Source organism: Nocardioides sp. JCM 18998, from assembly GCF_055391535.1.
Genome location: NZ_AP043886.1, coordinates 944504 through 970679 on the forward strand (window position 1 = coordinate 944504; position 26176 = coordinate 970679).

The 26176-nt window shown below is 71.3% G+C and carries 27 protein-coding genes; 6 read left to right on the plus strand and 21 right to left on the minus strand.

Annotated elements, in window-relative coordinates:
- Positions 1–27: 27 nt before the first annotated feature.
- From ACZ5L9_RS04500 to hemL, 7 genes are read right to left on the minus strand one after another with little or no spacing between them, the layout of a single operon-like run.
- A complete protein-coding gene (locus ACZ5L9_RS04500; protein WP_464534337.1) occupies positions 28–315 on the minus strand; it encodes a DUF4229 domain-containing protein in 288 nt (95 codons plus the stop codon).
- Positions 312–1403: a c-type cytochrome biogenesis protein CcsB gene (ccsB, locus tag ACZ5L9_RS04505; protein WP_464534338.1), complete on the minus strand. Its 1092-nt coding sequence runs from the start codon at positions 1401–1403 to the stop codon at positions 312–314. The genes ACZ5L9_RS04500 and ccsB overlap by 4 nt, the downstream gene beginning before the upstream one ends.
- On the minus strand, positions 1400–3016 hold the full coding sequence (resB, locus tag ACZ5L9_RS04510) for a cytochrome c biogenesis protein ResB (protein ID WP_464534339.1): 1617 nt from the start codon (positions 3014–3016) through the stop codon (positions 1400–1402). Before resB ends, ccsB begins: the two co-directional genes overlap by 4 nt.
- On the minus strand, positions 3013–3771 hold the full coding sequence (locus ACZ5L9_RS04515) for a cytochrome c biogenesis CcdA family protein (RefSeq protein ID WP_464534340.1): 759 nt from the start codon (positions 3769–3771) through the stop codon (positions 3013–3015). Before ACZ5L9_RS04515 ends, resB begins: the two co-directional genes overlap by 4 nt.
- Positions 3764–4324 carry a TlpA disulfide reductase family protein gene (locus ACZ5L9_RS04520; protein WP_464534341.1) on the minus strand — a complete coding sequence of 187 codons (561 nt, stop codon included), beginning with the start codon at positions 4322–4324 and terminating at the stop codon, positions 3764–3766. Before ACZ5L9_RS04520 ends, ACZ5L9_RS04515 begins: the two co-directional genes overlap by 8 nt.
- A 58-nt stretch (positions 4325–4382) precedes the next feature.
- On the minus strand, positions 4383–5066 hold the full coding sequence (locus ACZ5L9_RS04525; protein WP_464534342.1) for a histidine phosphatase family protein: 684 nt from the start codon (positions 5064–5066) through the stop codon (positions 4383–4385).
- A complete protein-coding gene (hemL, locus tag ACZ5L9_RS04530; RefSeq protein ID WP_464534343.1) occupies positions 5063–6457 on the minus strand; it encodes a glutamate-1-semialdehyde 2,1-aminomutase in 1395 nt (464 codons plus the stop codon). The genes ACZ5L9_RS04525 and hemL overlap by 4 nt, the downstream gene beginning before the upstream one ends.
- Positions 6458–6708: 251 nt before the next feature.
- Between hemL and ACZ5L9_RS04535 the strand changes: the two genes are divergently transcribed.
- Positions 6709–7968, plus strand: coding sequence for a lytic transglycosylase domain-containing protein (locus tag ACZ5L9_RS04535; protein ID WP_464534344.1), 1260 nt, complete (start codon positions 6709–6711; stop codon positions 7966–7968).
- A gap of 257 nt (positions 7969–8225) precedes the next feature.
- Here the strand turns inward: ACZ5L9_RS04535 and hemB are convergent, their stop codons facing one another.
- From hemB to ACZ5L9_RS04565, 6 genes are all read right to left on the minus strand, one after another.
- On the minus strand, positions 8226–9212 hold the full coding sequence (gene hemB / locus ACZ5L9_RS04540) for a porphobilinogen synthase (RefSeq protein ID WP_464534345.1): 987 nt from the start codon (positions 9210–9212) through the stop codon (positions 8226–8228).
- A gap of 199 nt (positions 9213–9411) precedes the next feature.
- A complete protein-coding gene (locus ACZ5L9_RS04545) occupies positions 9412–11046 on the minus strand; it encodes a bifunctional uroporphyrinogen-III C-methyltransferase/uroporphyrinogen-III synthase (RefSeq protein ID WP_464534346.1) in 1635 nt (544 codons plus the stop codon).
- A 73-nt stretch (positions 11047–11119) separates the two neighbouring features.
- Positions 11120–12046: a hydroxymethylbilane synthase gene (gene hemC / locus ACZ5L9_RS04550; protein ID WP_464534347.1), complete on the minus strand. Its 927-nt coding sequence runs from the start codon at positions 12044–12046 to the stop codon at positions 11120–11122.
- A complete protein-coding gene (locus tag ACZ5L9_RS04555; RefSeq protein ID WP_464534348.1) occupies positions 12043–13329 on the minus strand; it encodes a glutamyl-tRNA reductase in 1287 nt (428 codons plus the stop codon). The genes hemC and ACZ5L9_RS04555 overlap by 4 nt, the downstream gene beginning before the upstream one ends.
- 91 nt (positions 13330–13420) lie before the next feature.
- Positions 13421–14080, minus strand: coding sequence for a redox-sensing transcriptional repressor Rex (locus ACZ5L9_RS04560; RefSeq protein ID WP_464534349.1), 660 nt, complete (start codon positions 14078–14080; stop codon positions 13421–13423).
- 172 nt (positions 14081–14252) lie between these two features.
- Positions 14253–14489 (minus strand): glutaredoxin family protein, encoded by a 237-nt coding sequence (locus ACZ5L9_RS04565; RefSeq protein WP_464534350.1) that lies wholly within the window; start codon positions 14487–14489, stop codon positions 14253–14255.
- Between the two features lie 126 nt (positions 14490–14615).
- Here ACZ5L9_RS04565 and ACZ5L9_RS04570 point away from each other — a divergent pair, with 126 nt between their 5' ends.
- The 3 genes from ACZ5L9_RS04570 to ACZ5L9_RS04580 all read left to right on the plus strand — a co-directional run bounded on the left by ACZ5L9_RS04570 (position 14616) and on the right by ACZ5L9_RS04580 (position 17872).
- A complete protein-coding gene (locus ACZ5L9_RS04570; protein ID WP_464534351.1) occupies positions 14616–15524 on the plus strand; it encodes an HAD family hydrolase in 909 nt (302 codons plus the stop codon).
- Between the two features lie 187 nt (positions 15525–15711).
- Positions 15712–16497, plus strand: coding sequence for a sigma-70 family RNA polymerase sigma factor (locus ACZ5L9_RS04575; RefSeq protein WP_464534352.1), 786 nt, complete (start codon positions 15712–15714; stop codon positions 16495–16497).
- A gap of 124 nt (positions 16498–16621) precedes the next feature.
- Positions 16622–17872, plus strand: a complete 1251-nt coding sequence (locus ACZ5L9_RS04580; protein ID WP_464534353.1) for a DUF5667 domain-containing protein — start codon at positions 16622–16624, stop codon at positions 17870–17872.
- 34 nt (positions 17873–17906) lie between these two features.
- Here ACZ5L9_RS04580 and ACZ5L9_RS04585 read toward each other — a convergent pair whose 3' ends face one another.
- The 8 genes from ACZ5L9_RS04585 to ACZ5L9_RS04620 form a co-directional block, all read right to left on the minus strand.
- Entirely contained in the window at positions 17907–19076 is a 1170-nt protein-coding gene (locus tag ACZ5L9_RS04585; RefSeq protein WP_464534354.1) for a lysophospholipid acyltransferase family protein, read from the minus strand.
- Positions 19069–20106: an NAD-dependent epimerase/dehydratase family protein gene (locus ACZ5L9_RS04590; protein WP_464534355.1), complete on the minus strand. Its 1038-nt coding sequence runs from the start codon at positions 20104–20106 to the stop codon at positions 19069–19071. Before ACZ5L9_RS04590 ends, ACZ5L9_RS04585 begins: the two co-directional genes overlap by 8 nt.
- Before the next feature lie 33 nt (positions 20107–20139).
- Positions 20140–20241 carry a 30S ribosomal protein bS22 gene (locus ACZ5L9_RS04595; protein WP_017933175.1) on the minus strand — a complete coding sequence of 34 codons (102 nt, stop codon included), beginning with the start codon at positions 20239–20241 and terminating at the stop codon, positions 20140–20142.
- A 141-nt stretch (positions 20242–20382) separates the two neighbouring features.
- Positions 20383–20589, minus strand: a complete 207-nt coding sequence (locus ACZ5L9_RS04600) for a helix-turn-helix domain-containing protein (protein ID WP_017933176.1) — start codon at positions 20587–20589, stop codon at positions 20383–20385.
- Positions 20590–20774: 185 nt separating this feature from the next.
- Positions 20775–21956: an acetoin utilization protein AcuC gene (locus tag ACZ5L9_RS04605; RefSeq protein ID WP_464534356.1), complete on the minus strand. Its 1182-nt coding sequence runs from the start codon at positions 21954–21956 to the stop codon at positions 20775–20777.
- A 17-nt stretch (positions 21957–21973) separates the two neighbouring features.
- Entirely contained in the window at positions 21974–22774 is an 801-nt protein-coding gene (gene proC, locus ACZ5L9_RS04610; protein WP_464534357.1) for a pyrroline-5-carboxylate reductase, read from the minus strand.
- Positions 22775–22800: 26 nt separating this feature from the next.
- Positions 22801–23577, minus strand: coding sequence for a sugar phosphate isomerase/epimerase family protein (locus tag ACZ5L9_RS04615; RefSeq protein ID WP_464534358.1), 777 nt, complete (start codon positions 23575–23577; stop codon positions 22801–22803).
- A 22-nt stretch (positions 23578–23599) separates the two neighbouring features.
- The gene (locus ACZ5L9_RS04620) at positions 23600–24544 is read right to left on the minus strand and encodes a Ppx/GppA family phosphatase (protein WP_464534359.1); all 945 of its coding nucleotides are present in this window, start codon (positions 24542–24544) and stop codon (positions 23600–23602) included.
- Between the two features lie 63 nt (positions 24545–24607).
- Between ACZ5L9_RS04620 and ACZ5L9_RS04625 the strand changes: the two genes are divergently transcribed.
- Both ACZ5L9_RS04625 and ACZ5L9_RS04630 read left to right on the plus strand, forming a co-directional pair.
- On the plus strand, positions 24608–25369 hold the full coding sequence (locus tag ACZ5L9_RS04625; RefSeq protein WP_464534360.1) for a DUF3109 family protein: 762 nt from the start codon (positions 24608–24610) through the stop codon (positions 25367–25369).
- A 137-nt stretch (positions 25370–25506) separates the two neighbouring features.
- Positions 25507–26163, plus strand: coding sequence for a VOC family protein (locus ACZ5L9_RS04630; RefSeq protein ID WP_464534361.1), 657 nt, complete (start codon positions 25507–25509; stop codon positions 26161–26163).
- Positions 26164–26176: the final 13 nt, after the last annotated feature.

Consider the following 26176-nt stretch of genomic DNA (forward strand, 5'->3'; position numbering starts at 1 on the left):
AGGACCCTATGCCCTGAGGGTCGAGGATCAGTCCTCGGTGCCCTTGTTGGCCGGCTGCTCGGCGTCCTCCTTGGCCTTCATCTCCTCGAACGCGGTGACCGTACGGGCGGCGCGCTCCTCGACCCGGTGGGCGAACGCCGCGCGCGGTCCGTTGAGCAGCTTGTACGAGGCGAGCCCGCTGACGACGAGCGAGATCACCAGCACCACGACCCAGTCGAGGTTGCCGGCGAAGGCGGCCCAGATCCCGGCGACGATCGCGAACGTGGCGGCCAGGAGGACCAGTCGCAGCAGGGTGTAGACGACGAACTCCTTCACGCGGTCACCGTACCGGCGGTGTGCGTGACGACCCGAGTCGGCGCGTGGTCCGGAAGGCCCGCGTACGAGTGCTGCGACGTCGTGGAGAAGTAGTTGATGCCGATGAAGTTGAACCACAGCGTGGCCAGGCCGACGACCGCCAGGATCGCGGCGTTGCGGCCCTTCCAGCCGGCCGTGGCGCGGGCGTGGAGGTAGCCGGCGTAGACGACCCAGGTGATGAACGCCCAGACCTCCTTGGGGTCCCAGTTCCAGTAGGAGCCCCAGGCCTGGTGGGCCCAGATCGGGCCGGTGATGAGGACCGCGAAGGTCCACAGCACGAAGCCGAAGGCGTGGATCCGGTAGGCGGTCCGGTCGAGCGTGGCGAGCGCCGGCACGCGCGACATCCAGCCGCTGGTGGTGTCGGGGCGACGGCGCTTGATCAGGTAGATGATCGAGGCGATCCCGCCCAGGGTGAACGCGCCGGTCGCCAGCGAGGCGGCGAAGACGTGGATGACCAGCCAGTACGAGTTGAGCGCCTCGGTCAACGGCTCGACCGGGTCGTAGAGCGCCAGCACGCCGACCATCAGGACGACCAGGACGAAGCCGACGACGGCCGGGGCCATCCAGGCGAGCTTCAGCCGGGCGTAGAGCAGGACGTAGGCGAGCGCGACGATGCAGGTGCCGGTGACGGTGAACTCGTACATGTTGCCCCACGGCACCCGGTGCGCGGCGAGGCCACGGGAGACCACGGCGACGAGGTGCGCGAGCGCGGCGATGCAGGTCAGCAGGTAGCCCAGGCGACCGAACATGGCGACCCGCTCCGAGCGGTCCTCGGCGTCGTCGGCCCCAGAGTCGTCGGCCCCAGAGTCGTCGGCCCCAGCGTCGTCGACCTGTGCCTCGACCGCGTCGGGCCCCTCGAGTGAGGAGACCGGTCCCGACCCGACAAGCACCGTCGCGTCGGCCGTACGGCCAGCGATCGCGCGCCCCGCCCGACGCCGCCCGATCAGCGCGGACCACTCCACCAGGTGGCTCAGCAGCGCCAGGAAGTAGAGCACCGCCGCCGTGGCGATGGCGCGGTTGCTCAGCAGCTCCCACTCGTGAACGCTCATGAATCTTCCTCCATTGTGCGGCCCTGCAGCTGTGCCACCAGGCCGGAGACCACGGCGTCGACCTCGTCGTTGCCGGAGCGGTCGAGGACGGCGACCTCCACCAGGGTGCCATCCGCCGTCTCCCGGGCACGAACCCAGACCCTTCGCGGACGGATGAAGAGCGACCCCATCAGGCCCAGCAGGGCCAGACTGACACCGCCGAGGGCGACGTGCTTGAACGGGGTCTGGCTGATCTGCAGCTTGTTCCAGCGGTCGATGCCGTCGAACGTGACCGTGCCCAGGTGGCCGGGAAGATCCGCAGTGTCTCCGACCCGCAGGTTGAAGGCCCGACCGCCGGTGTCGTTGACCTTCTTCATCCGCGAGGTGTCGAGGGTGTAGACCGACTGCTCGCTCTCGGTCATGCCGTTGTCGCCCTTCCAGACCTGGAGGGAGAGCATCGCGGCCGAGCCGTCGCCGATGTCGCCGGTGATGTTCTGCGGCACCCCGCCGAGGGTGACCTCGGCCGGGTAGAACAGGCCCTGCATCGAGATCTGGCCGGCGGGCGGCTTGACCACCCCGAAGGAGAGGAAGCTCTGGTTCTCCGGCAGGAAGATCGTCGGGCCGGAGTAGGTGACGTTGCCGTCACCGTCACGGACGGTGATCTCCGGGGCGTAGCCGTGGCCGATCAGGAAGACCTCGGTGCCCCCGATGTCGAGCGGGTGGTTGACCTCGAGGTCGTACGTCTTGGTCGCGCTGTCGGGTCCATCCTGGTACTGGATCTGGGACTTGAAGCCCTTCGCCATCCCCTGCCGCGGACCCGACGTCAGCCAGTCGACGTGGAAGTCGTGGATGTGAAGGTTGAACCAGTTGAGCTGGCCGCTCTTGAAGAGGCTGCCGGGAGCGAAGTCGTCGTACTGGGTGAGCTCGTTGGAGAAGCCGTACTGGTCGCCGACCAGGACGATGACGCCGCCCTTGTAGCCGAACAGGGAGCCGACAGCGAAGCCCACCAGCACCACGATCACGGCGCAGTGGAAGAGCAGGTTGCCGGCCTCGCGCAGGAAGCCCCGCTCAGCGGCGACCTCGCCGATGCCCGCGGAGGTCGAGCGGTCGGAGGTCGAGCCTGTCGAGACCCGGCGCAGCCGGTACCGCTTCCGCCGCAGCAGCGCCTCGGCGCGCGACGTCACCTCGGAGACGCTCTCGGAGGTCGTGTACGAGGTCGCGTCCGGCATCCGCAGCAGGTTGCGCGGCGCGGCCGGCGGCTGGGCCCGCAGGCCGCGCCAGTAGACGGCCAGGCGCGGCACGATGCAGCCGATCAGCGAGATCATCAGCAGGACGTAGACAGCGGCGAACCACGGCGCGCCGTAGACGTCGAACAGGCCGAGGCGGCGGTAGATCGGCGTCAGCGTGGTGTGCGCGGCCTGCCAGTTGGTGACCTTGACCGAGTCGATGTTCTCCTGCGGGATCAGCGAGCCCGGCACGGCCGCGATCGCGAGCAGGAGGAGCAGGATCAGCGCGGTGCGCATCGAGGTGAGCTGGCGCCACGCCCAGCGGGCCAGCTCGCGCGCCGTCATCTCGCGGACCGTCGGCGCCGAGGGTCGCTGGGGTGCCAGCGTCGGCTTGTCGAGATCGGTCACAGGTTCACTCCAGACCAGTGGTCGACGAGGTTGATCTGCAGCCAGTCGAGGCTGTACTGCCACCAGCCGGTGAGCAGCGCGAGACCGACCACGATCAGCATCACGCCGCCGACGCGGGTGACCCAGCGCTGGTGGCGGCGCAGGAACGCCAGCGCACCGAGCGCACGGCGCCACAGCACCGCGAAGACGATGAACGGCAGCCCGAGTCCGAGGGAGTAGAACGCCAGCAGCACGCCGCCGCGCGCAGCCGTGCCGGACGTGGCGGCGAGCCCGTCGATGACGCCCAGCGTCGGGCCGACGCACGGGGTCCAGCCGAGGCCGAACAGGAAGCCGAGCAGGGGCGCGGCGAGGAGTCCCACCGCCGGCACCCTGTGCACCCGGACGTCGCGCTGCAGCCACGGCACCACCCCGATGAAGGCGAGGCCCATCAGGATGGTGAAGACGCCCAGCACCCGGTCGACGACGACCTTGTGCTCGATGTACCAGAAGCCGAGGCTGCCGGTGGCCACGCCGAGCGCGACGAAGACGACGGAGAAGCCGAGCACGAAGAGCATCGACCCGAGCAGCATCCGGCTGCGCCGGACGTCGCCGGCGGCGAGCTCGGCGCCGGAGAGTCCGGTGGCGTACGAGAGGTAGCCGGGCAGCATCGGCAGCACGCAGGGCGACAGGAACGACGCCAGCCCGGCGATCAGCGCGACCGGGATCGCCAGCACCAGCGAGCCCGAGCCCGCGGTCTCGGAGAACCAGCTACTCACCGTTCTGGCACCCCTGGCCGTTGGGGTCCTGCACGCACGCCACGGTCTCGGTGAGGGTGAGCGTCGAGGGCACCTGGCCGCGGATCATCGCCGCGACCCGGCCCTTGGTGTCCAGCACGTAGGTGACCGGGGTGGAGCCGGGCGCGCGGTTGCGCGGGAAGGAGAGCAGCACCTTGGAGTCGTACGAGTACAGCGACGGGTACGTGATGCCGTACGACTGCTCGAACGCCGACGCCGACGCCGACGCCGAGTCCCGGATGTCGATGCCGAGGAAGGCGACCTGGTCGCCGAGCTTCTCGTGCGCCTCCTGCAGGAACGGCGCCTCGATCTGGCAGTGACCGCACCAGGAGCCCCAGACGTTGACCACGGTGACCTTGCCGGCCGTCGAGGCCGGGTCGAAGGTGCTGCCGTCGAGCAGGTCGCCGGAGAGGGCGACGGGGTCGCCACGGTCGGCCTCGGCGTACGTGCTCACCTGGCCGTTGCCCGAGATGAAGCCGCCCGGGTTGGTGCCCTCCAGGCCGCAGCCCGCGAGCAGCGCCACGAGGGGTGCCACGAGCGCTACGGCCAGTGCGGACCGACGACGAGGGTGGGGGAAGAGGCGGTGGAGCATGTCAGGGACGCAGCTCCTCGGGAGCGTCACCCGCGGAGAACGGCGCGCGCCGGTCCTTCTCCGGGATCAGGTCGCCGGCGGGCTCGCTGTAGGAGACCCGCTCGAGCCGGTCGCCGACGAAGTGGAACGACGTCAGCGAGCACAGCGTGCACTGCCGCTTGCGCGGGTCGTGCAGGAAGCTCTTCTTCTCCGCGGCCAGGCGGGTGGTCCAGATCGGCAGCTGGTGGGAGACGACGACGGCCTCGTGGCCCTCGGCCGCGATCCGCGCGTCGTGCACGGCGGCCATCATCCGCTCGACGATCGCCTTGTACGGCTCGCCCCAGCTGGGCCGCAGCGGGTTCCACAGCTTCACCCAGGCGCTCGGGTGGCGCAGCGCGTTGTCCCCGGGGCTGAACCGCTTGCCCTCGAACCAGTTCTCGCTCTCGATCACCCGGGCGTCGGTGACGATCTCGAGCTCGCGGGCCGTGGCCAGCGGCCGCGCCGTCTCCTGGGCCCGCTCCAGCGGACTGCAGCGGATGTGCGTGATGTCGCGCCCGCCGATGACCTCCGCGACCCGGTCGGCCATCTTCAGGCCGAGCTCGGAGAGGTGGAACCCGTCGCGGCGGCCGTAGAGGATGCCCTCGGGGTTGTGCACCTCACCGTGCCGCAGCAGGTGGACGATCGTCTCGGAGGACGCGGAGCTCACTGGGTCTTCTCCTCGGTGGTCGAGCGCTCGGTGGTCGAGCCCGTCTCGGTGATCGAGCCTGTCGAGACCCTCGCGGCGGCGCGAGCCGCTGCCGGCAGGGCGTCGATGATCTGCTGGACGGCCTGGTCGTCGTGCGCCGAGGAGAGGAACCACGCCTCGTACGCGCTCGGCGGCAGGTAGACGCCCTGGTCGAGCATGCTGTGGAAGAGGGCGGCGTACGCCTTCTCGTCGGTGCGCTTCGCGCCGTCGAAGTCGGTCACCGGCCGATCGTCGAGGAAGATCGAGAACATGGTGCCCGCGCTCTGCACGACGTGGGCCACGCCCGCCTCGGTGAGCGCCGCGCTCGCAGCGCTCTTCACCGCCTCGGCGGCCTTCGCGATGTGGGCATAGACGTCGTCGGTGGCCAGGCGCAGGGTGGTCAGGCCGGCGGTGGTGGCGATCGGGTTACCCGCCAGGGTGCCGGCCTGGTAGACCGGGCCCTCCGGGCTGAGCCGGCGCATCACGTCGGCGCGACCGCCGAACGCGGCGGCCGGGAAGCCGCCGCCCATCACCTTGCCGAAGGTGACCAGGTCGGGCGTCCAGCCCTCGACCTTGCCGTCGAGGCCCCAGTGACCCTCGCGGCTGGCCCGGAAGCCTGTCATCACCTCGTCGGAGATGAAGAGCGCGCCGTGCCGGGTGCAGATCTCGGACAGGAAGGCGTTGAAGCCCACCCCGTTCTCCACCAGCGGCGGGACGACGCCCATGTTGCCGGGGCTGGCCTCGGTGATGAGGCAGGCGATCCGCTCGCCGTGCTCGGCGAAGGCGGCCTCGACGGCGGCCCGGTCGTTGTACGGCAGCACCATCGTGAGCTCGGTGCTGCTCGCCGGGACGCCGGGGGTGCCCGGGACGGCGAACGTGGCCAGGCCGGAGCCGGCCGAGGCCAGCAGCGAGTCGACGTGGCCGTGGTAGTTGCCGGCGAACTTGATCACCACGTCGCGGCCGGTGAAGCCGCGGGCCAGGCGGATCGCGGACATGGTCGCCTCGGTGCCGCTGGAGACGAAGCGGACCTCCTCGACCGGGGCGCGCCGGACCAGCTCCTCGGCGAGCTCGACCTCGGGCTCGGTCGGGGTGCCGTACGAGGTGCCGCGGGCGATCGCCGCGCTCACCGCGGCCATCACCTCGGGGTGCTGGTGGCCCAGGAGCATCGGACCCCAGGAGCAGATCAGGTCGACGTAGCGATTGCCGTCCACGTCGGTGAGCCAGGCGCCCTGAGCGGAGCGGATGAAGCGCGGCGTGCCGCCGACCGCGTTGAACGCTCGCACCGGAGAGTTCACCCCGCCCGGCGTCACCGCCTTCGCGCGCGCGAAGAGCGCCTCGGAAGCGGGTAGGGAGCCGAGCGGGTCGTAGGACACCGCGTCATTGTCACTCAGCAACCTGAGAGCCGCCCAACCGGGCCATCGCCCCGTATCGATCGGGCAGACATGGCGCAAAGGGCTTCATGACCGCTCCGAGCGGGCGTCTCCTGGATATGAGGAGCGCCCTTCGGGGAACCGTCCCAGAAAACGTGACGAGCGTAACTAACCCGTGGGTAGTCTCGTTGGGCCGATCACGTGAGGGAGCACGCAGTCGTACGAACCCGTGCGACGGAGTAGGGAGAAGTGAGATGACCGCTCGTTTCGGCAAGGCCCAGAAGGCCGCCGCGCTCGTGCCGCTGGCCGCGCTGTCCGCGGCCTGGACCATCAGCCTGACCGGCCTGGGCGCCGGCTCCGCCGAGGCCACCGGCACGCCGCAGTCGAGCACGGGCGGCACGACCGTGCCCGCGGACGCGATCGACGCCCCGGCCACGGTCGGCAGTCCCGCCACCGGCACCGGCACCTCGGTCGCCCCGGGGCAGGCACAGCAGATCATCGCCAGCGCCGACAGCTCCGGCATCCCGGCCGCCGCCCTGGCCGCCTACCAGCGCGCCGCGAGCGTCATCGACAAGGCCGACCCGACCTGCAACCTCTCCTGGCAGCTGCTCGCCGCGATCGGCCGGATCGAGTCGAACCACGGCCGCGCCGACGGCAACACCCTCACCACGCAGGGCATCGCCACCCCCGGCATCCTCGGCCCCGTGCTCGACGGGTCCGGCGGCACCACCGCGATCGCCGACACCGACGGCGGCTCCTACGACCACGACCAGAGCTACGACCGCGCGGTCGGCCCGATGCAGTTCATCCCCTCGACCTGGTCGGTCGTCGGCGTGGACGCCGACGGCGACGGCAAGCGCAACCCGCAGGACATCAACGACGCCGCCCTCGCGGCCGCCGTCTACCTCTGCTCGGGCAGTGACGACCTGTCGACCATGGCCGGCGAGGAGCGGGCCGTCTACCGCTACAACCACAGCCAGTCGTACGTGGACACGGTGCTCGGCGTCGCCAACGCCTACCTCGCCGGCGACTACTCCTCGGTGCCCAACTACACGATCCCGGCGGCCTACCTGACCCCGTCGACCTACCTGGGCCCCAAGCACGCGAAGAAGCACACCGAGCACCAGGCGGCGCCGACCCGCGCTGCCTCGACGCCGACCCCGACCTCGACGTCCACGAGCGAGGCGGCCACCCCGGCCGCAACCCCGTCGTCGAAGCCGTCCAAGAGCGCCGACCCGGCCGAGCCGATCACCAAGGCGATCGAGAAGCCGGTCCAGGCGGTCACCGACACGGTCGCCTCGGTCGCCGAGCTCACCCAGGTCTGCACCCAGGCCCTCATCAGCAAGGGCGTCTCCAACCCCGCGACAGCCGTCCCCGACGCGCTCACCACCTGCGTCAACCAGCTCACCGGCAAGACGCTCCCGCAGGCGGAGAAGGCCGTCACCGACGTGGTCTCCGGCCTCACCGGTCTCCTCACCGGCCTGCTCGGGGGGCTCCTCGGCGGCTCGAAGTAGCACGCCGAGAGGTCACTTCTCGCGGGTCGAGAGGTCACTTGTCGCGGGTCGAGAATGACCACTCGACCCACATTTTCTGACTCCTCGACCGCCTGCGGCGGCCGGCCCGCCCGGGACCCTCGCGGGCATACGAGCGAAGCACGGGGAAGAGGCACTGTGGGCGTAACGCTCGCAAGCGCCCGCTTCGGGCCCCGTTCGGTCCGTCCGCCACAGTCGGGCGCCGGACCCGCCTCGCCCGACGCTCGGGAGGGGAAGGATCAGCGACCGAGGAGCCGTGCCGCCTCGGTCGCCCAGTACGTCAGCACGATGTCAGCGCCCGCGCGGCGGAACGCCGTCAGCGACTCGATGATCGCGGCCTCGCGGTCGATCCAGCCGCGCTCGGCGGCGGCCTCGACCATGGAGTACTCACCGGAGATGTTGTAGGCGGCGACCGGGACGTCGACCGCGTCGCGGACCTGGCGCAGCACGTCGAGGTAGGGCAGGCCCGGCTTCACCATCACCATGTCGGCGCCCTGCTCGATGTCGAGCAGCGCCTCCCGCACGCCCTCGAGTCCGTTGGCCGGGTCCTGCTGGTAGGTGCGCCGGTCGCCCTGGAGCGAGGAGTCGACGGCCTCGCGGAACGGGCCGTAGAAGGCGGAGGCGTACTTGGCGGAGTAGGCCAGGATCGCGACGTCCTCGTGCGAGGCGGCGTCGAGGGCCGAGCGGATCACGCCGACCTGGCCGTCCATCATCCCCGACGGGCCCACGACGGTGACGCCGGCCGCGGCCTGGACGCGCGCCATCTCGGCGTACAGCTCCAGGGTGGCGTCGTTGTCGACGCGGCCGCGGGCGTCGAGGACGCCGCAGTGGCCGTGGTCGGTGAACTCGTCGAGGCACAGGTCGGCCATGACGGGCAGCGCGTCACCGACCTCCGCGACGCAGTCGGCGATGGCGACGTTGAGGATGCCGTCGGGGTCGATCGCGCCGGAGCCCGTGGCGTCCTTCGACGCCGGCACGCCGAAGAGCATCACGCCACCGATGCCCAGCTCGGCCGCCTCGGTGACGGCGGCCTTGAGCGAGTCGCGGGTGTGCTGCACGACGCCCGGCATCGAGCTGATCGGGACCGGCGTGTCGATGCCCTCCCGTACGAAGACGGGCAGCACCAGCTGGCGCGCCTCGACGGAGGTCTCGGCGACCAGACGGCGCAGCGCCGGGGTGGCACGCAGCCGACGCGGACGGACAACGGGTCGCTGGATCTGTGTCATCTGCTTCTCCGATCGGCTGTGCTGGTGTCCGGACGGGTCTCGATACGGGTCTCGATACGCTCGCTGGCGCTCGCTACTCGACCTCCGAGATCGCTGGCTCGCTACTCGACCTCCGAGATCGCTGCCCTCGGGCCTCCTCGACCGACAACCGCTGGTCGAGTAGCCCCGAGGAACGAGGGGCGTATCGAGACCCCGGCGACTACTTGGCTCGCGCACGCCGACCGGTCGGCTTGCGCTCGCTCGGCTTGGTGACCGGCTGGCCGGACTCCAGCATCGCGACCCGGCGCGCGGCGCCGAAGTCGGCGAGCGCCTCGGTGAGCGCCTCCACCGACGGGGACGCGGCGAGGACGTCGACCCGCAGGCCGTGCTCCTCCGCGGTCTTCGCGGTGGCGGGTCCGATCGCGGCGATGATCGTCGAGGCGTGCGGCTTGCCGGCGATGCCGACCAGGTTGCGCACGGTCGAGGACGAGGTGAAGACGACAGCGTCGAACTTGCCCGTCTTGATCGCGTCGCGGGTCGGCGCCGGCGGCGGGGCGGCCCGGACGGTGCGGTACGCGGTGACGTCGTCGCACTCCCAGCCGAGGTCGATGAGCCCCGCGACGAGGTTCTCGGTCGCGATGTCGGCGCGCGGCAGGAAGACGCGGTTGATCGGGTCGATCACCTCGTCGAACTCCGGCCACACGTCGAGCAGGCCGGCGGCGGACTGGTTCTCGGCGTCCGGCACCAGGTCGGGGCGCAGGCCCCACTCGAGCAGCGTCGCGGCGGTCTTGTCGCCGACAGCCGCGATCTTGAGGCCGGAGAAGGCACGCGCGTCGAGACCGTACTCGTCGAACTTCTCCTTGACCGCCTTGACCGCGTTGGCCGAGGTGAAGGCGATCCACTCGTAGCGGCCCTCGACGAGGCCGCGGATGGCCTTGTCCATCTGGAGGGGGTTCCGCGGCGGCTCGACCGAGATGGTCGGCACCTCCTCGGGCACCGCGCCGTAGGCACGCAGCCGCTGGGAGAGGGCCGGGGCCTGCTCCTTGGTGCGCGGCACGAGGACGCGCCAGCCGAAGAGCGGCTTGGTCTCGAACCAGGACAGTGCGTCGCGCAGGTCGACGACCTTGCCGACCACGATGATCGCCGGCGGGGCGATCCGGGCGGCGCGGACGTCGGCGGCGATGCCGGCCAGCGTCGAGGTCAGGGTGGCCTGCTCGGTGGTGGTGCCGACGCGGGTGACCGAGACAGGGGTCTCGGGCTTGCGGCCGGCGGCGATGAGCTCGGCGGCGATCTCGCCGATCAGGCCGACGCCCGAGAGCAGGACGAGGGTGCGCTCGTCGCCGTAGCGGGCCCAGTCGACCTTCTCGCCGCAGGTCACCACGGCGACCTCGCGATGGTCCTTGGTCGTCAGCGGGATGCCGGCGTAGGCCGGGACCGCGGTGACCGAGGAGACGCCGGGGACGATCTCGAAGCCGATGCCGGCCTTGGCGCAGGCCTGCGCCTCCTCCGGCCCCGAGGCGTAGAGGAACGGGTCGCCGACCATGAGGCGGACCACCTGGCCGCCCTTCTTGGCGTGCTTGACGACGACCTTGGCACGCGCGGCGTGGGTGAGTGGCTGGCCGTCCTCGCCGAAGCCACCGTCGACGAACTCGGGTCCGCCCTCGGACTCCTCGGTGAGGCCCAGCAGCGCGCGGACCAGGCCGGCGTGCTCGGGGGCCTCGGTGACGACCACGTCCGCCTGGCGGATCAGCTCGACCGCCCGGATCGTCAGCAGGTCGGGGTCACCCGGCCCGCTGCCGACGAACGACACCCAGCCCAGCTCGCTCTGCCCGCTCTTGGGGCTCTTGTTGCTCATGCCCTGTGCACCATTTCCTGCTCGGGAGCCTCGACACCGGATGCGCCGCTGCCCATGTCCATCACGTCGTACGTCACAGCTCAGCGGCCCCGTCCGCGAGCATCTCCTGCGCCAGCCGCTCCCCCACGCCGGCCGCATCCGCGACCGGGCCGGAGGCGGAGCGGCGGATCGCCACCGCACCGTCGGCCGACAGCACCACCGCGCGCAGCCACAGCTCCGCGCCGTCCTCACCCTCGACGACCTCGCCGAGGGCACCGATGGGGGCGGCGCAGCCGCCCTCGAGGGTCGACAGCACCGCGCGCTCGGCGGTGACCGCAGCGCGGGTGGGCGCGTCGTCCAGCGCACCGAGCAGCGCGAGCAGCTCGGCGTCGTCGCTCCGGCACTCGACCGCGAGCGCACCCTGCCCGGGGGCGGGAAGCACCTGCAGCGGGTCGAGCACCTCGGTGATCTCGGCGGTCCGCTCGATCCGGGCCATGCCGGCCCGGGCCAGCACGACCGCGTCGAACGCGCCGCTGGTGACCTTGCCGATCCGGGTGTCGACGTTGCCGCGCACCCCGCTGATCTCCAGGCCGAGGCCGAGGGCGTGCAGCTGGGCCGCCCGGCGCGGCGAGCCGGTGCCGACGCGGGAGCCCGCGGGCAGCTCGGCGAGGGTGAGACCGTCGCGGGCGACGACCACGTCGCGGGGGTCCTCGCGCGGCGGGATCGCCGGGAGGGCGACGCCGTCGTGCGGGTAGGTCGGCAGGTCCTTGAGCGAGTGCACGGCGAGATCGATCTCGTCGGCCAGCAGCGCGTCGCGCAGGGCGCTGACGTAGACGCCGGTCGGGGTCGAGCTCGTGATCGGGGTGCCGGCCGCCTGGGTGAGGTCGCCCTCCGAGACGATCACGACCAGCTCGACCTGGTGCCCGCGGGCGCGGATCATGTCGGCGACGTGCCCGGACTGGGTCATCGCCAGCTGGGAGCGACGGGTGCCCAGACGAAGGGCGGGACGCGGGGCGCTCATTCGGCGACCTCCCCGATGCCGGGTCGGGTGACGGCGGTGACGGCCTGCGGGTCGAGGGCGAAGAGCTCGGCCAGGGCGCGCTCGTACGAGATGGCGCCGCCCTCGTTGGTCAGCTCCTTGACCCGGACGGTCGGCTCGTGGAGCAGCTTGTCCGCGACCCGGCGCACGGCGCGGAGCACCTCGTCGCGGGTGGCGGCGTCGAGCCCGGGCAGACGGCCGTCGAGGCGGGCCATCTCGGCCTCGACCACGTTGGTCGCCATCGTGCGCAGTGCGACGACGGTCGGGGTGACCTGGGCCTGGCGGCGGGCCGCGAGGAACGCCGTCACCTCCTGGGAGACGATGCCGCGTACGGCCACCACCTCCTGGCCGGCCTCGGAGGCGTGCAGGTCGGTGGCGAGGGTGGCCAGGTCGATCAGGTCGGCGCCGGGGACCTCGTCGCAGGCGGGGTCGATGTCGCGGGTGAGTGCGAGGTCGATGAGGGCGACGGGTCGGTCGCCGATCATCTCGGGCGTGACGAGATGGCCGCGGGCACCGGCGCAGGCGATCACGACGTCGGCACGGGCGACCTCGTCGGCGAGGGCGCCGATCGAGGCGGCACGGGCGCCGTACTCGGTCGCGAGCCGGTCGGCGCGCTCGGCGGTGCGGCTGAGCACGACGACCTCCCCGGCGCCCATCCGGGAGACGGTGGCGGTGGCGAGGCCGGCCATGGCGCCGGCACCCAGCACCACGACGCGCAGGCCGGGGACCTCGCCGACGGTGTCACGGGCGCGCTCGAGCGCTGCTGTCACCAGCGAGGGGGCCGCCTTGTCGATGTCGGTCTCGGCGTGGCTGCGCTTGCCGACCCGCAGGGCCTGCTGGAAGAGCGTGTTGAGGGCGGGGCCGACGGTGCCGAGCTCCTGGCCGAGCTGGAGCGCGGCTCGCGCCTGGCCGAGGATCTGGCTCTCGCCGACCGCCATCGAGTCGAGACCGGCGGTCACCTTGAACAGGTGCGAGACCGCGCCGTCGTCGTAGTGGACGTAGAGGTGCGGGAGGACGTCCTCGACCGTGAGATCGGCGCGCTCGACCAGGAGGCGGGAGAGCTGCTCGACCGAGCCGTGGAAGCGGTCGACATCGGAGTAGACCTCGAGCCGGTTGCACGTCGCGATGACCGCGGCCTCGGTGACGTGCTCGGAGTGCGCGACGTCCTGGACCAGCTTCTGCAGCCCGTCGTTGTCGATCGCGAGCTGCTCGAGGAGCTGGACCGGCGCCGAGTTGTGAGAGATACCGACGACCAGAATGCTCATGCCCGTCCTCCCCAGGGCATGCGGCACCGCGCTCCGGGCGCGCAGGAGGCACATGTCGCACGGTATGGGCTGGTTCGCTCGCTTCGCTTGCTCACAGCGCCTGCACCGCCTTCCGCTGCTCGTGGTACGCCAGGATCTGGAGCTCGATGGAGAGGTCGACCTTGCGGACGTCGACGCCCTCGGGGACCGAGAGCACGATCGGGGCGAAGTTGAGGATGCTGGTGATGCCGGCGGCGACGAGCGCGTCGGCGACGCCCTGTGCGGCCAGCGCCGGGACCGCGATGACGCCGATCGCGACGCCGTGCTCGGTGGCGATCGCCGGCAGGTCGGCGAAGGGGCGTACGGGGATGCCCGCGACGCTCTTCTCCGCCATCGCGGGATCGGCGTCGAGCAGGCCGACGACGCGGAAGCCGCGACTGCGGAAGCCGGAGAAGTTGGCCAGCGCGTGGCCCAGGTTGCCGATGCCGACGATGACGACGGGCCAGTCCTGGGTGCCGCCGATCTCCCGGGCGATCTGGTAGCGCAGGTAGTCGACGTCGTACCCGACGCCGCGGGTGCCGTAGGAGCCCAGGTAGGAGAGGTCTTTGCGCAGCTTGGCGGAGTTGACCCCGGCCGCGGAGGCCAGCTCCTCGCTGGAGCAGACGCTGATCTGCTGATCCCCGAGCGCGACGAGCGCGCGCAGGTAGACCGGGAGCCGGGCCACGGTCGCCTCCGGGATCTCCCGGGTGCTGTCGCTGCTTCGTGCCGTCACAGGATGCGCTCTCTAGTGCCACGCCGTGGACGGGGGCTCGTGACAGCCCGGGTTCGCCCAGCGGCCCGATCACTGTAGGAGTTTGTGAACGTGAGAACAAACCGAGCCGGACCCGGCCGGGACCTTCACCCGGCCCTTCACTGGGCCCTTCACCGGGTCCGTCTGGTGGCAATCAGGTGAGCGCCGAGCGCAGCCGCGCCTCGTCGACCCGCCAGAAGTCGTGCTGCCGGCCGTCGACAAGTGTTACCGGGATCTCCTCGCCATACCGCTCCCGCAGCGCCGGATCGTCGTCGATCGAGTGCTCGACGAAGCTCTCCCCCAGGTCGGCGCAGACCCGCTCGATGACGGCGCGGGCGTCCTCGCAGAGGTGACAGCCGGGACGGGAGTACAGGGTGATGCGTGCAACCACCCTCACAGTCTCCCCCACGGCCGAGCGGCCTCCCACGACGCTTCGCGTCTGACGTCCTCGCTCGCGGCCAGCGCCAGAGCTCGTTCCTCGCTCGCACTGCCGCCCCGGTCCCCTAGGGTGACGGGCATGAGCACCGCTCGCGATCGCCAGCGCCGCCGTGACGACCTGCGCCGCAAGGACCTGCAGCGGCGCTCCGTGCTCGCCGGGGAGGCGTCCGCGGCCGCAGCGGAGGTCGAGTCCGCGCTGAGCACCTCGGTCGAGCAGGCGAGCACCGCTGCCGCCTTCTTCGACGTGGACAACACGGTGATGCAGGGCGCCTCGATCTTCCACCTCGCGCGGGGGCTGTACCGGCGCAAGTTCTTCACCACCCGCGACATCGTGGGTGCGGCGTGGAAGCAGGCGTACTTCCGCTACGTCGGGGTGGAGAATCCCGAGCACGTCGAGGCGGCCCGCAACTCCGCGCTGAGCTTCATCGCCGGCCACACGGTGCAGGAGCTCCAGGAGGTCGGCGAGGAGATCTTCGACGAGGCGATGGCGGACCGGATCTGGCCGGGTACGCGCGCGCTCGCGCAGATGCACCTCGACCGCGGCGAGCGGGTCTGGCTGGTGACCGCCGCTCCCCTCGAGATCGCCCAGATCATCGCCCGCCGCCTGGGCCTGACCGGGGCGATGGGCACCGTCGCCGAGCATGTCGACGGCGTCTACACCGGCCAGCTGGTCGGTGACATGCTGCACGGCCCGGCGAAGGCCGAGGCGGTCAAGGCGCTCGCCGCTCGCGAGGGTCTCGACCTGAGCGTGTGCTCGGCCTACTCCGACTCCGCCAACGACCTGCCGATGCTCGGGCTGGTCGGGCACGCCACCGCGATCAACCCCGACGCCCGGCTGCGCCATCACGCCAAGGCCAACGGCTGGCAGATCCGCGACTACCGCACCGGCCGCAAGGCGGCTCGTGTCGGGTTCGCCGCAGGGTTGGTCGGCGGCGCCGCCGCGGGCGGCCTCGCGGCCGCCTCGGCGCTGCGCGGTCGCCGCCGCTGATCCGGTCGCCGCCGGCGCCGAGCACAGGCTCTTGTTACTCACGGGTTTGCATCGACCCCAGGACCGGTCAGACACTCGGTCAGATCCACATGACCCGAACGGGTCAGATGGCGAGCGGTCGCCTGACAGGCCTTGCACTGAAACGTAGAGTGACGTACGTCCCAGGGGAATGACGGGGAGGGACCAGATGACGCCGCGGTACGGCACGGAGGTTGAGCGCGGACTCGACGCATTGCGCGCCGCCGTCGCTGCTCTGCTGATGCAGCCGGCGACCGCAGGCGCCCCGGTCGGCATCCTCTACTCCGAGGCCGCCACCGAGAAGGACGGCGGCGATCCCGGCAACGTCCGCCCTCGCGAGCCCGGCGACGACGAAGGCCCGGACGACGAGGCGCTGGCGGCCTCCTCCGAGGTCTCGGCGGCCGAGCGGACTCGGCTGATCGCCCTGGTCGAGCTGGCCCGCAAGGGTGACACCGACGCGTTCGGCCTGCTGTACGACCACTACCACACGGCGGTCTACCGCTTCCTCTACTACCGGACGCGCTCCTCGACACTGGCCGAGGACCTCACCTCCGAGACGTTCTTCCGTGCGCTGCGCTCGATGACCGGCTTCCGCTGGCAGGGCAAGGACTTCGGCGCCTGGTTGATGACGATCGCCCGCAACCTCGCCACGGACCACTTCAAGGCGGGTCGTACGCGCCTCGAGATGGCGACCGAGGACATGGGCCAGCACGACGACGAGACCGAGGGCCCCGAGTCCGCGGTGCTCGCCAGCCTGACCAACGAGGTGCTCCTCAAGGCGCTCGCCAAGCTGCCGGACGAGCAGCGCGACTGCGTCGTGATGCGCTTCCTCCAGGGACTCTCGATCGCCGAGACGGCAGCGGTCCTCGGCCGCAGCGACGGCGCGGTGAAGCAACTCCAGCTCCGCGGCGTGCGCAATCTGGCGAAGCTGATGCCGGAAGGGCTGCGTGGGTGATGCACGACACTGGAAACACCCGTTTGAGGGCCGTAACCTCGGGACACGCGCTCCCGTTAGGGAGGTGGAGCGGCTCCACCCCTGCCGCGCCGCCCACCCACTTCACCCGAGTAGGACCACTGCGATGAGCCCGGCGTTCACCACGCGCCGCCGCGCTGAGGAGTTCGACCGCCTGGTCGAGAGCACCCTGAGCGGCGACCCCGTCACCGGACCGGTATCGGCCGACCTGGCCGAGCTGGCCGGCTTCGCTGCCGCGCTCCGCACTGCTCCCGAGGTCGCGCCCCGTCCCGCCTTCTCCGCCGATCTGCGCGAGCGCCTGATGGCCGCCGCCGCGACCGAGCTCGCCGCCGGCAGCACCGACGCTGTCAACGACCGGCTCACGGTGCGCAACAGCCCCGTGCGCCGCAAGCACGAGCGCCGCCTCACCGTCGGCATCGCCGCCCTGGCCATCGTCGGCGCCAGCGCCGGCACCGCCATCGCCTCGCAGGGCTCGCTCCCCGGCGAGCCGCTCTACCCGGTCAAGCGCGCGATCGAGAACGTCCGCTCCGGCTTCACGCCGAGCGACAGCGGCAAGGGCGCCGCGATCCTCGGCGACGCGGACCGGCGCCTCAGCGAGGTCGCCCAGCTCTCCCGCGGCTCCGACGACGACGTCGAGGAGATCACCAAGACGCTCGACGCGTTCTCCGACCAGGCCAAGAAGGCCTCCGACCTGCTGCTGAGCAACTACCAGCAGAACCAGGACGCCGAGTCGATCGAGAAGCTGCACGCCTTCACCTCCGACAGCATCGACCAGCTCACCGTCCTCGAGCCGCTGCTGCCGGACGGCGCGAAGCAGGCCCTGACCCAGGCTGCCCAGGCGGTGCTGATGATCGACACGGCGGCGAGCAAGCTCTGCCCGGCCTGCGCCGGCAACCCGATCACCGCGATCCCGGAGACCCTGCTCTCGGCGACCGCGCACACGATCGACACGCTCACGACCGCCCTGGTGCCGAAGGGCACGACCTCGGGCTCCGGCACGGCATCGACGACCACGTCGACGGGCCCGTCGGTCGCGCTGCCGTCGGTCCCGAGCAACGTCGGCCCGGCCAACGTCCTGCCGTCCTCGCTGCCCTCGCTCTCGGTCGGCTCCAACGGCGGCACCTCCGCCGGTCAGGGCAAGACCACGAAGGCGACCGCCAACCCGAGCACGCTCGACGGCGTGGTCAAGGGCGTCGGCGGGACCGTCAAGGGCGTCACCGATGGGCTGGGCAACGCCGTGGGCGGCCCGGTCGGCGAGACCGTCAAGGGCCTCGGTGACACCGTCAACGGCGTGACCGACGGCGTCGGCGACCTGCTCGGCGGCCTGCTCGGCACGACGAAGACCACGGCCCCCTGACGGAGGCCGCAGGGCCCGGCCACGGCCGCCGGAGTCAGCGGAAGACGGACTGGCGCTGCATCAGCAGCGAGTAGAGCGTCTGCTGGATCGTCTCGCGGACCTGGTCGGTCACGTTGAAGACCAGCATCGGGTCGTCGGCAGCGCTCGGCTCGTACTCGTCGGTCCGGATCGGCTCGCCGAACTCCATCAGCCACTTCGACGGCAGCGGGATCATGCCCAGCGGACCCAGCAGCGGGAAGAACGGCGTGATCGGCAGGTAGGGGACGCCGAGCACCTTCGCAAGCGCCGGGATGTTGCCCACCAGCGGGTAGATCTCCTCGGCTCCGACCACCGAGAGCGGCACGATCGGCACGCCCGTACGGAGCGCGGCCGAGACGAACCCTCCCCGGCCGAATCGCTGCAGCTTGTAGCGCTCGCTGTAGGGCTTGCCGATGCCCTTGAAGCCCTCGGGCCACACACCGACCAGCTCCCCGCCGCTGAGCATCCGCTCGGCGTCCTCGGTGCACGCCAGGGTGGCGCCGCCCTTGCGGGCGATCGAGCCGATGAGCGGGAGGCGGAAGACGAGGTCGGCGCCGAGGGGGCGCAGCGAGCGGCCGGTCAGGTCGTTGAGCATGACCATGGTCATCAGGCCGTCCATCGGCAGCGTGCCGGAGTGGTTGGAGACGACCAGCGCACCGCCGTCGACCGGGACGTTCTCGAGGCCGCGGACCTCGATGCGGAACCACTTCTGCGCGATCGGGCGCAGCAGGCTGACCAGGAACCGCTGGGTGAGCTCGACGTCGAAGCCGTACTCGTCGACGACATAGTCGCCGGTCACCCGGCGGCGCAGGAAGGCCAGGAAGTGGGCCAGCTGCGGCTCCCATTGCTCCCCGAACACCTCGCGGGCGGCGATGTCGAGGGCGGCCTGCCAGTCGGCGAGCGGGATGTGCCTCAGCGGGCCCCGGTCCTGCGTGAACGCGGTCACCGGGGCGGTCGGGGTCTCGACAAGCTCGACCTCCGGGCTCTCGGGCTCGACCTCCGGGCTCTCGGGCTCGACCTCCGGCCGCTCGGCCTCGTCCGGCGCCGGATCGGGCTCGTGCTTGGCCGCCTTCGCCGGCTCCTTCGCGGATCGTGCGAGCGCGCGGGCGGCGGCCGACGGGGCCTGGCCGGTGCCACGACCGGGGCGGCCACGGGTGCCGATCGGGATGATCTCAGCGTCACCCATCAAGAGCCTCCCGGAGCGTGCGCTCGGCGCGAGCTGACGGCAGCCGGGACTCGATCGCGGCCAGTGCGTGATCGGTGCGGCCGCCGGTCGGCACCAGGTCCCGGGCGAAGTCGTCCAGTGCCGCCGCGGTGGAGTAGGCCGGCTGGAAGCCGAGGGCGTCGCGCGTACGGGTGGTGTCGATGCCGCGACCGTAGGTGAGCAGCGCCCGCAGCTCGGGCGAGACCTGGGCGACGTGGGCCGACTTGAGCAGGCCGAGCCCGAAGGAAGGCACCGGGAGCGTGGGCCGCTGCAGGCGACGGACCACCTGGGAGAGCGGCATGACGCCCTCGCCGGCGACGTTGAAGGTGCCGGCGACCTGGCTGCGCACGGCGTGGCCGAGCACGGCGTACAGGTCGGCCTCGTGCAGGAACTGCAGGCGGGGGTCGAAGCCGAGCCGGCGCGGGATGAGCGGCATCCGCAGGTAGCTGGCCATCGGGCTGTGCACCTTCGGCCCGATGACGTTGGCACAGCGCAGCGTGGTCACGCAGACGTCGGGGCGGCGTCGCGCGAAGCCGCGCACGTAGCCCTCGATCTCGGCGACGTCCTTGGCGTAGCCGCCACCGGCGCGCCTGGTCTCCGAGGTCTCGGTGAACATCGCGGGGTCGCGGCTGCTGGCACCGTAGACGTGGGCGGTGGACTTCACCACGAGGTGCTTGACCGTCGCCGACTTCTGGCAGGCGGCGAGGAGCTGCATCGTCCCGATGACGTTGAGCTCCTTCATCATCGTCCGCCCGCCGGTACTGCCGGGCGTCGAGATGATGCTCATGTGGACGACGGTGTCGACGTCTTCCTTGGCGATCACCTTGGCGATCACCGGGTTGCGGATGTCGGCGCGGACGAACGACATCCCGCCGATGTCTCCACCGGGCGGGACCACGTCGACGCCGATCACCCGATCAACGTTGGGGTGAGCCGCGGCAGCGCGCGCAAACCTGCGCCCGAGGTCTCGAGAGACCCCGGTGACGAGAACAACCCGCCCTGCGCTGGCCACTGGCTCTAACGCGAGATCAGAAGGATCCGAGCGTCACTTGCCGAGCTTGCGACGGGCAACACGCGTCTTCTTGAGCAGCTTGCGGTGCTTCTTCTTCGCCATCCGCTTGCGACGCTTCTTGATGACAGATCCCACGGAACAACCTTTCAACTGCACCGACGACCTTCGCCGGCGCCGGCGGATGCGACTCCACCGGTCGGGCCAGCCTATCGGTCAGAACGAAGGGGAGCGGAATCGGTACGCCGCCCGAGACGGCGACCGGTCCCACCTGACGGATCAGCCGGCGTTGTAGAAGGAGTTCTTCAGGTACTCGTTCGCGTCCTCCTCGCGGACACGGAACGAGCGGCCGACGCGGACGGCCGGCATCTCGCCGCTGTGGACGAGGCGGTAGACGGTCATCTTGGAGACGCGCATCATCGCGGCCACCTCGGCGACGGTCAGGAACGTGCTGTCGGAGATGTCACCGGGCTTGTTGGCGGCCATCGTTTCCCACGCTTTCACTCGGGCAGCTGGTCAGCGCGCCATCGGCTTCCCCACCGATGTTCATCACGCTGCGCTGAGCGTGAGATTAGTGCCCCCTGTGACTCGTGGGGAAGAGGAAACTGATGGGAATTTCTTTTGATCGGCGTGTCGCCTTGCCTTCAGCATATTTCGGCGTTCAAGTGCGCCTACGGCAGCGGGTCGAGACCCAGCAACGGGAAGACCGCCGTACGGGTCGCGTTGACCTGCCGGTCGAGCCACGTGTTCGGGTCGTACCCCTCGCCCCAGTGCCGGTACGCGGGGATCTTCCCGTCGGTCATCAGCCGCGGCGCCTCCGCCCCGGCGAGCTCGCGGACGTGCTCGCGCCAGGCCTCCGGAACCTCGGTCCAGGGCTCGACCGGGACGCCGCTGGCGATCGCGAGCAGATGGGTCCAGGCGCGCGGGACGACATCGACCACGGCATAGCCACCGCCGCCGAACGCGACCCACTTGCCCTCGCAGAGCTCGTGGGCCAGCTCGTGCAAGGCGAGATAGGCGGCGCGCTGGCCGTCGACGCTGAGCATGAGGTCGGCGAGCGGGTCCTCGGCGTGGGAGTCGCAGCCCTGCTGCGTGACGAGCACGTCGGGCTTGAACTCGCGGAGCAGGTCGGGCACGACCGCGTGGAAGGCGCGCAGCCAGCCGTGGTCGGCGGTGCCGGGCGGCAGCGCGACGTTGGCGGCGCTGCCCTGGGCGTCGCGCCCGCCGACGTCCTCGGCGAACCCGGTGCCCGGGAACAGCATCTGCCCGGTCTCGTGCAGGCTGATCGTCAGGACCCGCGGATCGTCCCAGAACGCCCGCTCGACCCCGTCGCCATGGTGGACGTCGACGTCGACGTAGGCGACCCGCTCCGCACCGTGGTCGAGCAGCCACCGGATGCCGACCGCGACGTCGTTGTAGATGCAGAACCCGCTGGCCCGCCCCGGCATCGCGTGGTGCAGGCCGCCCATCGGGTTGACGGCGTGGACGTTCTCGCCCTCCCAGACGCGTCGGCAGGCCTCGACACTGGCCCCCACGATGTGGGCGCTGGCGTGGTGGACCTGCGGGAAGAGCGGGTTGTCCTCGGTGCCGAGTCCGTGGTCGAGGTCCGGGCGCATGGTGGCGCCGGCCCGCTCGACCGCCTCGATGAACTGCGGGTCGTGCACGGTGACCAGCTGGTCGAGGGTGCCCATCGGCGCCGGCGCGACCTCGAGCCGGTCGAGGACGCCGAGGTCGCCGGCGAGGCGCATCGTCAACGCGACCCGCACGGGTGCCATCGGGTGGGAGGGGCCGAAGTCGTACTCCCCCAGGCCGGCGTCGTAGACGACCGCCGACCGCCCCACGCACGCATCCATGGCGCCGACGGTACCTGTCACTCGCCGCGGCCGATCTCCCGCGAGCGGTCGCGGTTGGCACGGGTGGCGTCGAGCAGGGTGCCTCGCAGGCCGGCGTTCTCGAAGACCCGGAGCGCGGCGGCGGTGGTGCCGCCGGGCGAGGTGACGTTCTCGCGCAGCACCGCCGGGTGCTCCCCGGTCTCGCGCAGCATCAGCGAGGAGCCGGCGAGGGTCTGGTTGACCAGCTCGGTGGCGACGGCACGGGTCATGCCGAGGTGGACGCCGGCCTCGATGAGCGACTCGGCGATGTAGAAGACGTAGGCCGGGCCGGAGCCGCTGATCGCGGCGGCCGCGTCGATCTGCGATTCCGGGACGGTGACGACCCGTCCGATCGCAGCCAGGATCTCCTCGGTCCGGGCGACCTGCTCCGGGCGCGCGTGGGCGCCGGCGGCGACCACCGACATCCCCTCGCCGATGAGGGAGGGCGTGTTCGGCATGACCCGCACGACACCGACGCCGAGGGGCAGGGCCTCCTCGATCGAGGAGGTGGTGAGGCCGGCCGCCAGCGAGACCACGAGCTGGTCGTGGCGCACGGAGATGCCGCTGAGGACGTCGACGACCTGGTACGGCTTCACGCCGAGGATGAGCACGTCGGCCCGGCTCGCCGCCTCGACCGGGTCGAGGGCGGCGATGCCGTACTGGGCGGCGAGCTCGGCGGCGCGCTCCGGGCGGCGTACGCCCGCGATGACCGTCTCCGGGGCGTGGCCCGCCTTGAGCAGACCGGCCAGGACGGCCTCACCCATGTTGCCGACGCCGATGATCGCGATCGTGGAAGTCACGCTCGAAGACTAGGCGGTGGCGGCGATCACGGCCGGAAGTGCTCGCGCGCGAACTCCAGCGACTCGCGCAGGTCCGCCTCGCGCTCGGCCTTGGTGGCGGCCTTGCGGGTGTTGATCTCGAGCACGATCTCGCCCTCAAAGCCGCTGGTGGCGAGGTGCCGCAGGAAGGCGGCGGCGTTCATGTCGCCGCGGCCCGGGACGAGGTGCTGGTCCTTGGCGCCGTCGGTGCCGTCGGTGAGGTGGATGTGCTTGAGCGAGCGGCCCAGGCGCTGGGCCATCTCGATCACGTCGTCTTGGGCGATCGCGGCGTGGGAGAGGTCGATCGTGGTCGAGGCGTAGTCCTCGGTGGAGGGGTCCCAGTGCGGGAGGTACATCTGCATGGAGCGCTTCGAGGCGCGCCACGGGTACATGTTCTCGACGGCGAAGAAGAGGCCGGTGTTGTCCTCCAGCTTGGCGATGCCCTCCACGAAGCCGGACGCGTACTCCTTCTGCCACCGGAACGGCGGGTGCACCACGACGGTGCCGGCGCCGACGGCGTGCGCCATGTCGGCGGAGCGCTCGAGCTTCCCCCAGGGGTCGGTGCCCCAGACCCGCTGGGTGAAGAGCAGACAGGGGGCGTGCACCGCCGAGATCGGGACGCCGTGGTGCTCGCTGAGCTGTTGCACCGCCGACGTCTGCTGCGACAGCGCGTCGACCCCGACCATCACCTCGATCGCGTCGTAGCCGACGGTCTTGGCGTATGCGAAGGCGTGCGCCGTCGACTCCGGGTAGACCGAGACGGTGGAGAGGCCGATGCGGGTCATGCGCGGTGTCCCTTTCTTGGCCCTAGCGGAGGCGGACGCTCATCTGGTCGAGCCGCTCGAGGATGACGCCTTCACGCAGCGCCCACGGGCAGATCTCCAGCGCCGGCAGGTCGAAGATGTCCATGCAGGCCTCGGCGACGAAGGCGCCGGGCAGGATCTGGTGGGCCCGATCCGCGCTGACGCCGGGCAGCTCGGAGAGCTCGCGACGCGACATCGCGACCAGCTTCGGGATCCAGGCGCTCAGCTCGGCCAGCGGGAGCGAGCGCGGGACGAGCGGGCCCTCGCCGCTGGCGGCGGCGCCGCAGATGCGGGCCAGGCTGCGGAAGGTCTTGGAGGTCGCGACCGCCTTGTCGCAGGAGCCGGCCCGGATGAGGTGGCCCGCGTCCTGGGCGATGGAGGCGCGGATGCGTTTGCGCACCTCCTTGATGACGTCCTCGCCGGGCGCGTGGTCGGCGTCCGCGAAGTAGGTGGCCGCCAGGCGCGCCGCGCCGAGCGGCAGCGACCAGGCCACGTCGGGGGCCTCGTCCGCGCCGCCGGCGAGCTCGAGCGAGCCACCGCCGATGTCGAAGACGGCGAGCCGGCCCGCCGACCAGCCGAACCACCGGCGGACCGCGAGGAACGTCAGCCGAGCCTCGTCCTCACCGGAGAGCACATCGATCGTCGCGCCGGTCTGCCGGCGGACGTGCTCGAGGACCTCGTCGGAGTTGACCGCGTCGCGGACCGCCGAGGTCGCGAAGGCGAGCAGCTCGGCGCAGCCCTTGTCCTCGGCGACGCTGAGCGAGTCGGCGGTGAACCGGGTGAGCGCGTCGATGCCCGCCTGCGTCACGGCACCGGTCTCGTCGAGGTGCTCGGCGAGCCGCAGCGGCTGCTTGTAGGAGTAGGCCGGGAGCGGGGCGGCACCACCATGCGCGTCGACCACCAGCAGGTGGCCGGTGTTGGATCCGATGTCGAGCACGCCCAGACGCATGGAGACCACGCTACCGGCAGCGGGTGCTGCCCCGGGTCAGCCGTGCGCCGTACGCTTCAGCGCATGCCCGAGGTACCCCTGGACTTCCCGCGCGCGTGGGTGGAGTTCGTCAATCCCGACGACGCCGAGGAGGTGCTGCGCTGCGACCTCACCTGGCTGACGTCGAGCTACACCTGCATCTTCGGGTCGGGGTGCGCCGGCATCTACTCGTCGGCCCCCGACGTCGGCTGCTGCACCCTCGGGGCGCACTTCGCCGACGCCGACGATGAGAAGCGGGTGGCCGGCTTCGTCGAGCAGCTCACCTCCGACGTCTGGCAGCACCGCCCGGCCCGGACGGTGAAGAAGGCGGACTGGATCGAGACGGACGACGAGGGCGAGCGCAAGACCCGCACTCTCGAGATCGACGGGCAGCAGGCCTGCGTCTTCCACAACCGCCCGGGATTCGCCGGCGGGGCCGGATGCGCGCTGCACATCCTGGCGCTGCAGCAGGGCCGCAACCCGCTGGAGACCAAGCCGGACGTCTGCTGGCAGCTCCCGCTGCGCCGGACCTTCCGCGACGTCGAGCGCCAGGACGGCACGAAGTACACCGAGGTCTCGATCGGGGAGTACGACCGGCGCGGTTGGGGACCGGGTGGCCATGATCTCGACTGGTACTGCACCGGCAACCCGGTCGCCCACGTGGCCGCCGAGCCGCTCTACGTCACCAGCAGGGCCGAGCTGGTCGCCCTGATCGGTGAGGGCGCGTACGCCGAGCTGGCCCACCACTGCGAGGCGCACGTCCGCTCGCGCTCCGCCCTCGCCATCCACCCCGCCGATCCGCGCTGATCTCCGGGGCTGATCTTCGGGGCCTGGCCTCCGGCACGGCCCCCTCCGATCGTCCAGTACCGGATTTCAACTTCTCGACGTCAAGACACATCGACCCCCGTGTTGGTGCTCGTCAAGGGTGTGTCCAGAATCAAGACATGCGCCTGGACCACCTTTCCTACGCCGCCGGCCCGGACGGCCTCGTCTCCACCGCGAAGCGGCTCGGCGAGCTGCTCGGCCAGGACTTCGTCGACGGCGGGGTCCACCCCCGCTTCGGCACCCGCAACATGACGCTCCCGCTGCGCGGCGGCATCTACCTCGAGGTCGTCGAGGCGCTGGAGCACCCGGCCTCCGACAAGGCACCGTTCGGCCAGGCCGTCAAGGCGCGCTCGGCCCTCGGTGGCGGCTGGATGGGCTGGGTCGTCTCGACCGGCAACATGGCTGCGGTCGAGGAGCGGCTCGGCCGCCCGTGGGTGGACGGCAACCGGCACCTGCCCGACGGCACCGAGCTGCTGTGGAAGCAGATCGGCATCAACGGCCTGATCGCCGACCCGCAGCTGCCGTACTTCATCCACTGGATCACCCGCGACCTGCACCCGGGCAACGCCGGCTCCGACGTCACCCTGCGCTCCCTCGAGATCTCGGGCGAGCAGCAGCGCGTGCGCGACTACATGGGCGCGGAGTTCAAGGAGCGCACCGACCCGTGGACCGGCCGCCCGGCCGAGGACGTCGAGCTGACCTGGGTCGCCGAGCACGGCACCCCCGGTCTGCTCGCCGCGACGTTCGACACCCCGCTCGGCAACGTCCGCATCTGACCCGCTGAGCACC

What these genes read in the sequence shown, in the direction of transcription:
- ccsB (WP_464534338.1), bottom strand. Translation starts at nt 1,403, where the DNA reads ATGAGCGTTCACGAGTGGGAGCTGCTGAGCAACCGCGCCATCGCCACG.
- ACZ5L9_RS04535 (WP_464534344.1), top strand. Translation starts at nt 6,709, where the DNA reads ATGACCGCTCGTTTCGGCAAGGCCCAGAAGGCCGCCGCGCTCGTGCCG.
- hemB (WP_464534345.1), bottom strand. Translation starts at nt 9,212, where the DNA reads ATGACACAGATCCAGCGACCCGTTGTCCGTCCGCGTCGGCTGCGTGCC.
- ACZ5L9_RS04545 (WP_464534346.1), bottom strand. Translation starts at nt 11,046, where the DNA reads ATGAGCAACAAGAGCCCCAAGAGCGGGCAGAGCGAGCTGGGCTGGGTG.
- hemC (WP_464534347.1), bottom strand. Translation starts at nt 12,046, where the DNA reads ATGAGCGCCCCGCGTCCCGCCCTTCGTCTGGGCACCCGTCGCTCCCAG.
- ACZ5L9_RS04555 (WP_464534348.1), bottom strand. Translation starts at nt 13,329, where the DNA reads ATGAGCATTCTGGTCGTCGGTATCTCTCACAACTCGGCGCCGGTCCAG.
- ACZ5L9_RS04570 (WP_464534351.1), top strand. Translation starts at nt 14,616, where the DNA reads ATGAGCACCGCTCGCGATCGCCAGCGCCGCCGTGACGACCTGCGCCGC.
- ACZ5L9_RS04575 (WP_464534352.1), top strand. Translation starts at nt 15,712, where the DNA reads ATGACGCCGCGGTACGGCACGGAGGTTGAGCGCGGACTCGACGCATTG.
- ACZ5L9_RS04580 (WP_464534353.1), top strand. Translation starts at nt 16,622, where the DNA reads ATGAGCCCGGCGTTCACCACGCGCCGCCGCGCTGAGGAGTTCGACCGC.
- ACZ5L9_RS04585 (WP_464534354.1), bottom strand. Translation starts at nt 19,076, where the DNA reads ATGGGTGACGCTGAGATCATCCCGATCGGCACCCGTGGCCGCCCCGGT.
- ACZ5L9_RS04600 (WP_017933176.1), bottom strand. Translation starts at nt 20,589, where the DNA reads ATGGCCGCCAACAAGCCCGGTGACATCTCCGACAGCACGTTCCTGACC.
- ACZ5L9_RS04605 (WP_464534356.1), bottom strand. Translation starts at nt 21,956, where the DNA reads ATGGATGCGTGCGTGGGGCGGTCGGCGGTCGTCTACGACGCCGGCCTG.
- ACZ5L9_RS04615 (WP_464534358.1), bottom strand. Translation starts at nt 23,577, where the DNA reads ATGACCCGCATCGGCCTCTCCACCGTCTCGGTCTACCCGGAGTCGACG.
- ACZ5L9_RS04620 (WP_464534359.1), bottom strand. Translation starts at nt 24,544, where the DNA reads ATGCGTCTGGGCGTGCTCGACATCGGATCCAACACCGGCCACCTGCTG.
- ACZ5L9_RS04625 (WP_464534360.1), top strand. Translation starts at nt 24,608, where the DNA reads ATGCCCGAGGTACCCCTGGACTTCCCGCGCGCGTGGGTGGAGTTCGTC.
- ACZ5L9_RS04630 (WP_464534361.1), top strand. Translation starts at nt 25,507, where the DNA reads ATGCGCCTGGACCACCTTTCCTACGCCGCCGGCCCGGACGGCCTCGTC.